The 8,631-nt window shown below is 53.6% G+C and carries 6 protein-coding genes; 1 reads left to right on the top strand and 5 read right to left on the bottom strand.

Annotated elements, in window-relative coordinates; genetic code table 11:
• The coding region (locus LAO21_22930) for a transposase (GenBank protein MBZ5555572.1) at positions 1 to 1,184 on the bottom strand (1,184 nt) is incomplete at its 3' end.
• Between the two features lie 6 nt (positions 1,185 to 1,190).
• On the opposite strand from LAO21_22930, the gene LAO21_22925 reads away from it, so the two are divergent.
• On the top strand, positions 1,191 to 1,412 hold the full coding sequence (locus tag LAO21_22925; protein ID MBZ5555571.1) for a hypothetical protein: 222 nt from the start codon (positions 1,191 to 1,193) through the stop codon (positions 1,410 to 1,412).
• A gap of 450 nt (positions 1,413 to 1,862) precedes the next feature.
• Here the strand turns inward: LAO21_22925 and LAO21_22920 are convergent, their stop codons facing one another.
• The 4 genes from LAO21_22920 to LAO21_22905 all read right to left on the bottom strand — a co-directional run bounded on the left by LAO21_22920 (position 1,863) and on the right by LAO21_22905 (position 8,479).
• A complete protein-coding gene (locus LAO21_22920) occupies positions 1,863 to 3,446 on the bottom strand; it encodes a hypothetical protein (GenBank protein MBZ5555570.1) in 1,584 nt (527 codons plus the stop codon).
• A 157-nt stretch (positions 3,447 to 3,603) separates the two neighbouring features.
• Positions 3,604 to 6,276 (bottom strand): DEAD/DEAH box helicase family protein, encoded by a 2,673-nt coding sequence (locus tag LAO21_22915; protein ID MBZ5555569.1) that lies wholly within the window; start codon positions 6,274 to 6,276, stop codon positions 3,604 to 3,606.
• Positions 6,273 to 7,403 carry a PDDEXK nuclease domain-containing protein gene (locus LAO21_22910; protein ID MBZ5555568.1) on the bottom strand — a complete coding sequence of 377 codons (1,131 nt, stop codon included), beginning with the start codon at positions 7,401 to 7,403 and terminating at the stop codon, positions 6,273 to 6,275. Before LAO21_22910 ends, LAO21_22915 begins: the two co-directional genes overlap by 4 nt.
• 8 nt (positions 7,404 to 7,411) lie before the next feature.
• Positions 7,412 to 8,479, bottom strand: a complete 1,068-nt coding sequence (locus LAO21_22905) for a site-specific DNA-methyltransferase (GenBank protein MBZ5555567.1) — start codon at positions 8,477 to 8,479, stop codon at positions 7,412 to 7,414.
• Positions 8,480 to 8,631: the final 152 nt, after the last annotated feature.

Below are 8,631 nucleotides of genomic sequence, written 5' to 3'. Positions count from 1 at the left end.
CCTCCCTCCGCCTCCCATTTCGTCAGCAACTCAGCCGAGATATACGATCCATCGGTAAACAGCACCTGCGGCTTGTCCACTCCCATCTCGGCTTGTTCCTTGAGCGTCTGCTTGAGACCGGCCTCATCGCTGCCCGTGGCCGGCTGCGTCACCACCGCGGTCAGAAAGGAGCGCGTCGGCTCGCCTTCCCGCGGCGCGGCTTCCTCCACCGTTTCGGCCACCTGTACCTTATATCCCACCCACTCCTTGGCCGCGTTGTTCTGCTGCTTGGTGCACCACTGCGCCTCCGGGTCATGCGGATTCTGCACGGCCCCGGCCGGACTGGCTCGTCGCTGCGCCACCGCTCCCCCCACCTCCTCAAAGCTCTCTTCAAAGACCCGTCCCAACAAAGAGGCCTTCTCGCCGTTCTTCACCGCCTCGCCCTGCTCTGCCACCCAACGCTTCAACTGCCGCAAGTCCTCTCCCGCCTGCTGCAGCTTGGCCTTCAGCGTCTCTTCCGTACTGCGATAATCGATGCGCTCTTCCACGTACCGCTCCCACCACACGGCCCACGCTTGCGGTCGCTGCTCTGCGCTGACCTTCTCCTCGATCTCCTCCAGCGCCAGCCGCAGTGTTTCCCGCGCCCGATCCAGCGTGCTCATCCGGGCAACCGCTCCCAAGACGTGCGTCGAGTCCACCCGCTGCTTGTTTTTCCGCGCAATCAATCCGGCCTCTCTTAAACCGCTCAGCACCGCTTCAAAAGCGACCCGCGCTTGCTCGTGCTCCACCAGTCGCGCCCGAAACCGCACCAGCACCGTCGGGTCAAAGCCTTTCCCGCCCAACTCCACATTCAAGGCAAACTTCCAGCCCAGATGGTACTTCACCTGTTCCACCGCCGCTCGATCCGGCACCTTCTCCAAAAACTGCAGCACACTCACCCCCAACAGCAACACCGGCTCGATGGCGGGCCGCCCGGTGTCGCTCACGTAGCAGCTTTCCAGCTGCGGCCGCGCCCGCACCAGCTGCGGATAAACCCGCTCCGCCAACAAGCGGTAGCGATTGTCCTTCTCAAAGACGTCCTCGTGGGCCGCCTGCAATCCAAACAAGTGGGTCTGGGGATTAAAAGCCGGTACGCTCATCGCGGTCTCTCGCTCCTCAAAAAGGCAAAGATTCTCCTTGACAAACGATAGCTTATCAGCTAGCATCCCCTCATGTCAACACAATATTTATTAAAAGTGCAAGCCATTCGCACCAAAAACACGACGCCGCGACTCTATGTCTATTTCCCGCTGCCCCTCGCCGCTGCCATCGGACTGGAGCCCGGCGAATCGGTCCAATGGGAACTGCTCGATCGCGGGGAATTGCATCTGCTCCGCGTGGAGCCACCCCCGGCGACCACCAAAAAACGGGCCACCAAAAAAGGACAGCCCTAAGAAATGGACGGGGGTTTTGCAGCAGAATCTTCAATTTCCATTTGTGAATGGAGAATGGAAAGGTCTGACCCAAAAATGCTTCCTCCGAGTAATTGATGGGTGCCACCGCCGCGTATTTTGATCTCGCGGCGTTCCGCGGGATGGAGTGGACCGCACAATGTACCTACACAACGATGCTGCCGAGTCTCAAAAATCAACAGGTCTAGGCCGCTGGCGGCCAAATCAATTATTTCTTCCGCATCTCCTCAGATTGAGATTCTATTTTGTTCTTGGTGACCGAAGCCAGAAACTCCCCTGTGGACTTGTTACTTTTTGAGACCTGGCCCCATCACATCATGCTATGGGTCGTTTCATTTAATGCCCCCTATCGAGCTGTGGGAGTCGGTTCTTCCAGCAAAATGGGGGCTAAATTTTCAATTTTGATACCTGTGGAGGAAAACCATTGAAAATTCAGACCTGACCCGACAATTTTGGAAAGAGGACTCCCAGGACTGACTGGCCTCCTAGAAAAAGAGCTCTAAAACCAGTCGCATCTGCATAACTCTTTTGATCTAGATGTTTCGCTGTCTTTTGCATATTAACACATTCGATAGCTTCGCAGACGCGACTAAAGTCTAGGCCGCATTCGCGTAAGAGTGGTTCAATCTCTTGGAAGCTCCACTCAAAGAATCTGTTCCACTCTCCAAGTGTAAATCTACTCAAGTCCTTATTGCTATGTTTCATGCGCTCATTTTTGTTCGCAATTACCTGCAGACGTTCACGAATGGGCACAATGGATCGGTGTAGCTCATGCTCAAAGGCTTTCATAAATGCCAAAATAACGCCAGAGAAATCAAAATCTGAGGGCATATGCTCATATCCAAATTCTCCAGTCAGTAAAAAGCTCCGAGTCTTCTCATCCAGCCGGTCGAATAACGCGCCAAGCGCGGTGTGGATGATCTGCTGGCATTTATTTCGGGTTTCAGCCGGAGCAGTGTCGAATGCCTTGATGAGCTGCTGATGAGCCCTCCCTAAATCCTCGAGTTGCTTCATGATAATGCAGTGATCATCATGAAGAACCTCGGGTAATTGATCCACCTTTTTATCCATTTGTTGCAGTTGTTGCGAGATCAATTCCACCTTTTCCAATAGAGATTGACTATGACGCGTGATGGGAGCCGGAAGGGACTGGGAAAGTTGATTTGCTTCTAAGTCTGCCAACATCAAATAATGTTTCAGGAGCCTTTCCCAAGAAATTCCCGCAAACTCATTTCGCCAACAAAAAGCCAAGTGCTTTTCCAGAAATTCCTCAACGGTACTGGCTTTCGGCAGTAATCCCTGGAATGCCTCAGCCAAGAACAGAGCTCTGAGAAAGGGGGCTGCATTATCGGCTTTGTTTTCAAGCATTCTTAAGAGGTCAGGTGCCAAATGCAGGAACGTTCCCACTTCCTGGTTGCTCAATCCAATGTCGTAAGGTCCATCTTCATGAACGACGAGTAGACGCGGAATGGAAGGAGGCAGAAACGTTTCCAGCCACCGGCCTATGATCATCCCGACCCATGAATAACGCGCCACTGTCCGGAAAAATATCATCTGCTTCCCCTGGGCAAAGAGCTCGCTGGCTAGATCTTCGACCATGCCGGCCTCATCAGCAGTAGGTTGGAAGTCGTGTTCGAGGACATCTCGGGCCTGATCTTCGGCTGTGCTTCTTTCATCATCAAGTTCTTGATCAGCGATTCCTTCGAGAGTTTTCAGAACTGCGTACAATACAGCAAATTGCTCTTCGTCAAAATGTTGTAACTGCACCCGAACCTCAGCCATAGATTCCGCACAATTTCCGCATTCCTGGATATGTCGACGAAGATCCGCGATCGTCAATTCATATTGCTTGTAAAGTCCCGAGACAAATACTTTTGGTGAAGTAAAATCAGCCGTGCTGAGATGTCCAAGCTGAATTTCTCGAAGGACTTTGCAATGGCCGCTGCTCAGTGGCTTCCATGAGACGGTCTGCAGTCTGACAACGGGTAAAGTCAGCCTAATAATGTCTTTATCCATAAAAATGGGCCCTCGTGTTACTTATTGTGTCCCGTGTCCCGTGGTTCTATGCCTTTAAAATCGAAAGGAAATGTCCCCCATCTGCCGTTAGAGGTTGGCAGAAGCTTATTTGGCACGATGCTATTTGGATGCAAAAAAGAACCATTGAAAAACACGCTCAGTTCGCCACAAACTGATTCGCAAGGCCTTCGATGTTCATATTCTCTGTAATCGCGTCATGGGGGATCAAGAGATACTTCCAGGGTTTTCCGCTGTTTTCCAGCGCGTGGGCGGCGGCATGGGCGCACCATTTCACGGCGGAATCCTTTTTCGCATTGACTTCGTCATTCTCCATCTCGTTGCGCGCCTTGGCCTCTAGCAAATAAATGCAATCTGAAGTCTCGGCCACAAAATCGGGCTGATACTCGAGGTGCTCAATTCCCGATTTGTAGTAAATCTGGAACTGGCCACGTGCGGGCTTGAACCATTTCAAGGATTCTTGATCCAGAATCACCGCCAATTTCCTCTCTGAATCCGATTGAAACTTCTGGATGGGATAAAGGCATCGCTTGAAACCGCCGAACACCATCTGGTTGATGGCGCTCTTATCCTGGACAGTCTCACGGAAGTCGCGTAGGGCATCAGCCGCTGGTTTAGTGTAGGCGCTGGGCTTTAACTCAGTGAATCCTTTGCTCACCACCACATCGTAGTCACCTGCCTTTTCCCACTGATGAGCCTGCATCTGGGCATGGATGAAGTCGCCGATCTGCCTTTGATGGTAAATGAGAACGTTGCGGACGTCGTCTTCTGCCAAATAGCTCTTCAGATGGGCCACCATCTGGCCGGCGACGTTGTAAATCAAATCCGCATGGTCGTCGTACGAGATATCGTCGAAATCAACGAGACCACGGACAATGTAATCCTCCAGCCGCTGCTCCAGTTGCGTACTTCCGCCGGAGTCGAGCGTTTCCTGACGGTTTGTCCGAAGGTACTGTAGCAGCAGAGCGCGGGAAACCGGCTGATAGTGAATGGCCGAAGTATCCAGCTTGAAGGGGTGATAACCAATCGTTACCTCCCCCTTTGGGACGACAAGAATTCGAGGGATATCGATTGTTTGCTGACCGAAAAGGGTTGATGCCTTTTGTACGATGGCAGCGATGTCGGGCTTTTCGATCACTCCGGGCAATTCCTGCTGCATGGGGGCAAACGCAGCGGCAACCTCTTTGACGATCTTGCTTTGGACTTCGTCCTTGAGGAGATACGTGGAGCTCGGTAGACGCTCGTATTGCTTGATGGCGTCAAAGGTCAAGCCCGCGATTTTCCGCTCGGTTTCGTTTGAGAAGACTGACGGCTGCATACCGGCAGGAATTGGGCCGCCGATCGGTAATCCACCTGACGGAGCCATCTGCTCCACGATGTTCGGCCGGGAAACGACTGTGACTGTTTTTTGTAGGTCCTTCGTTGGGTCAAGTATCACCTGCTGCAACCGAACGACCGAATCGGGTTTGTTTGCCTCGTCAACAATCTCCTGAAATCGGTCATGGGCAACGATGTTGAGACGGTCGACAGTGGTGACGCCTGTTCGTTTTCCATAAGGCAATCGAAGGCCCCGCCCGATGGATTGTTCGATTAAAATTCGGGCATTTGCAGCTCGAAGGGGCACGATGGTGTAAAGGTTGGTAACATCCCATCCCTCCTTGAGCATGTTGACGTGAATAACGATTTCTGTCGGCTCCTCTGGGCTCTCCACCTTCAGAAGCCGTTCCACCATCTCGTCTTCTTCAGCGCCGGTCTTGCTGGAATCCACCTGGATCACCTTGTCCTTGTACCGCCCCTCGAAAAACTTCTCCGATTGGATCCACTGAATAAGTTGGGCCGCGTGGGTTGTATCGCGTGCAATCACCAGCATGAAGGGCTTGACGATGCGTTGTTCCGTCTGGCGGCCGTAGGTTTCCAATTCGACCTTGGCGTTCTCTTGCAGGCGAATGCCGTCCTCGAGCTTGATTTCCTCGATCTGGGTCGCCGTGAACTGGCTAGGATCGAAATTCCGCTGCGTCACAACCGCGGGCTCTTTGACAAATCCGTCGGCCATCGCTTTAGCCAGTGGATAATCGTAGATCACGTTCTTGAACTGGATCGAGCCGCGACCCGTCTCGACGCGAGGCGTCGCAGTGAGTTCCAACCCCAGGACTGGCTTCAGCTCATTGATGGCCCGCACGCCGGCTGATGCCCGGTACCGATGCGATTCATCCATGATGAGGACAAGGTCGTGAAGGCCGGCAAGATAATCGAAATAGCTCTGGCCGATGTATTCTGAAAGCCGCTTAATGCGAGGAGATTTTCCACCGCGCACCTCGGAGTTGATCTTTGAGATGTTAAAAATATTGACCTTGCAGCGCAGGAGCTGGTCAAAGAGGGTGCCGGCCTTTGCCTCATAATTGTCACCCGTGATGATCTCGGGTGGGTCAGTGGCAAATTCCGCGATGCCCTTGAAAACGTACTTTGGGGTGTTCGGGGTGAAATCGGTGACGAGCTTGTTGTAGATGGTCAGGTTTGGGGCCATCACGAAAAAGTTGTTAACGCCATGCGCAAGGTGCAGATAACTGATGAAGGCCCCCATCAAGCGTGTTTTGCCAACGCCCGTCGCCAAGGCAAAGCAAAGGGAAGGAAACTCCCGTTCGAAGTCAGTCACTGTTGGAAATTCGCTTTGAATGGCGGCGAGCGCGGTATTGAGGTCAGTCTCCTTGTGAGGTGGAGCAATTTCTGTGATGCGGTCGAGAATTTCCAGAGAACGGCGTTGAGGTGCCCGCAGGCTCAACCGTCCGGCGATGGCATTGACCTGGCGGTTCATTGTTTCTCATCTCCCTGGCGCAGGGCTGCCAACTCGCGCCGAATCTCCGCCTTCAACTCCGCCTCCGTGGGCAGATGCAGTTTGTAGCGGCTGGCGAAGATTTTCTTCTCCTGTTCCGGCCCAAGCGTGTACTTCACCACGGCGTCGTTCTTGTCGGTGCACAAAATCAGACCGAGGGTGGGGTTGTCACCGGGAGTGCGGCGCTCCATATCGTAATAATTCACATAGAGCTGCAACTGGCCGAGGTCACCGTGGGTCAACTTGCCCACCTTGAGGTCGATCAAGACATAGCATTTTAGGACGGTGTGATAGAACACGAGATCGATATAAAAGTGGTCTCCATCCAGGGTGATGCGCTCCTGGCGGGAGACGAAGGCAAACCCCTTTCCCAGCTCCAGCAGAAATGCCTGCAGATTATTGATTAATGCCTGTTCCAGATCCGTCTCGACCAGCTTGGGTGACTCCGGTAGACCCAGAAACTCAATGACAAGAGGGTCCTTGAACACATCCGCGGGCTGCTGAACTTCGTGCCCTTTCGAAGCCAGTCGCAGCAGCCCCTTCTTGTCCTTGCTCAGAGCCAATCGCTCGAAAAGCAGGCTGCTGATTTGCCGCTCCATCTCTCGGGCCGACCAGTTGTCTTTGATGGCCTCGATCTCATAGAAAGCGCGGGCCTCAGGTTTATCCACGCGGAGCAGGGTGCGGTAGTGTGTCCAAGAAAGATTGGGGTGCAGCAGGCCAGGCCTCCAAGATTCTCTACGCGGTGCGTAGAGAATCATTGGACTCGGGGGATTTGCCCGAATGGGCGATTCGCCACGCAGCGCGTGGTGAATATTCCTTGTATGAAGCAAGCGAGGATAAGTTAAATAGAACTGGCGCATGAACCAAAGATTCTGAACGGAGTATCCCGAACCAAAATCGTGCATCAGTCGTTCTGATAATTCCTCCATTAATGCTTTTCCGTACTCTGCTTTAGGCGTACCCTCTTGTTCTTCCTCCACGATCTCCCTTCCGATCGACCAGTATGCCGCGACCTGGGTCGTATTGACGGAACGAGCAACGCTTGCCTTGGCAGTTTCGAGGATTTGCCGGATGCGTTGATAGACGAGCAACGGTTTTGCCTTTTGCATCATGGGTTTCAAGGCTCACCCTCCTCGCCAAACAGCGCTTGTTGCCCCCGCGGTGGCGGCGCCTTAGGCAGGTTCTCCACTTGCAGGCTGTAGTCATCGTGGGCCCACTCACAACGCGAGAGAACTGCTTTGGGAATTTTTTTAACGGTCAGGTTGGGATATCGATCCGGCTTGCCGCGGAAGGCGCCACACATGATGAGGAGGGAGTGCTGTTCGCCGACTTCATCGCTGAGCTGTTGGAGTTGGTCGTGGCTCAGGTTTTGAGTGGTCACGTAAATAAAATCCCGTTCCGTGGAGTATCCATGCTGCCAATAAACCGTGTCGCTCGGCGCGTAGATGAAACCTTCGAGCTTGCATACCGCTTCGGCCAGCATTTCTTTCTTGTACGCCTTGTTAATGACCCAATTCCCCCACTTGTCTTTCTCGAGTAACGATGGAGCCAATCGGTAGTATCGGAACCCGCCGCCACCTTTCCATCCGACAGATTCCGTAATCCCACCGGGGTCCTGGCCATCGATAACCTTTTTCATCCGCGGGATGATGTGCGTGTGGCAGTGTTCCCCCAACTCGACCATGATCCAGCGGCGACCCATCTTGTGAGCCACGGCGCCGGTGGTCCCGGAGCCGGCGAAAGAGTCCAGCACGAGGTCGCCCGGATTTGAAGCAATCTGAAGAATCCGCTGGACAAGGGCTTCTGGCTTCGGCGTCGAGAACGGGGTTTCGCCCGGAAACAAATGAGTAATTTCGGCCTTTGCAGTTCCGGTCGTCCCGACTTCGGAGTGTAGCCAGATGGTCGAAGGGACTAGTCCAGACTGAACTTCAGACTGAAACTTCTTCACACGGGGGACGTTTCCGCCGTCAGCGCCGAACCAAATGCGATTGTCAGCCACCATTTCACGGAACCGATCTTCTGTGTAAAGCCAGCACCGTCCTAGCGGTGGGTCAACCTTCCTTCCCGAGGGTGTTGTGACGGTGAAGAACTGCGCCTGTCGTCTTCCCTTCTCCGCTTTGGCGTGTGCCGGAAGTGATGCCCAGACACCTCTTGGATCGTGATCGGGGTTGGTGTAGCGACCCAGTTGACTAGGTCTCTGACCGCGTGAAAGAGTTCTTTTTGTATTTGAACTTGATCCGTGCTTTTTTCCGGGTGAACTGCCAGTTGATTTTCACTTGATCGTGGTTGACCCTTCGGTTCCAAGCCCGCGACTCCCGCCGTAGCAACGGTAAGCTC

Source organism: Terriglobia bacterium, assembly GCA_020073085.1.
Classification (GTDB): domain Bacteria; phylum Acidobacteriota; class Terriglobia; order JAIQFV01; family JAIQFV01; genus JAIQFV01.
The sequence above is the reverse complement of the archived record's forward strand: the minus strand, read 5'-3'. Positions and strand labels throughout refer to the sequence as shown.

Bases quoted from the DNA above. Each gene is read 5' to 3' on its own strand.
- LAO21_22925 (MBZ5555571.1), top strand. From the start codon at position 1,191: ATGTCAACACAATATTTATTAAAAGTGCAAGCCATTCGCACCAAAAAC.
- LAO21_22920 (MBZ5555570.1), bottom strand. From the start codon at position 3,446: ATGGATAAAGACATTATTAGGCTGACTTTACCCGTTGTCAGACTGCAG.
- LAO21_22915 (MBZ5555569.1), bottom strand. From the start codon at position 6,276: ATGAACCGCCAGGTCAATGCCATCGCCGGACGGTTGAGCCTGCGGGCA.
- LAO21_22910 (MBZ5555568.1), bottom strand. From the start codon at position 7,403: ATGCAAAAGGCAAAACCGTTGCTCGTCTATCAACGCATCCGGCAAATC.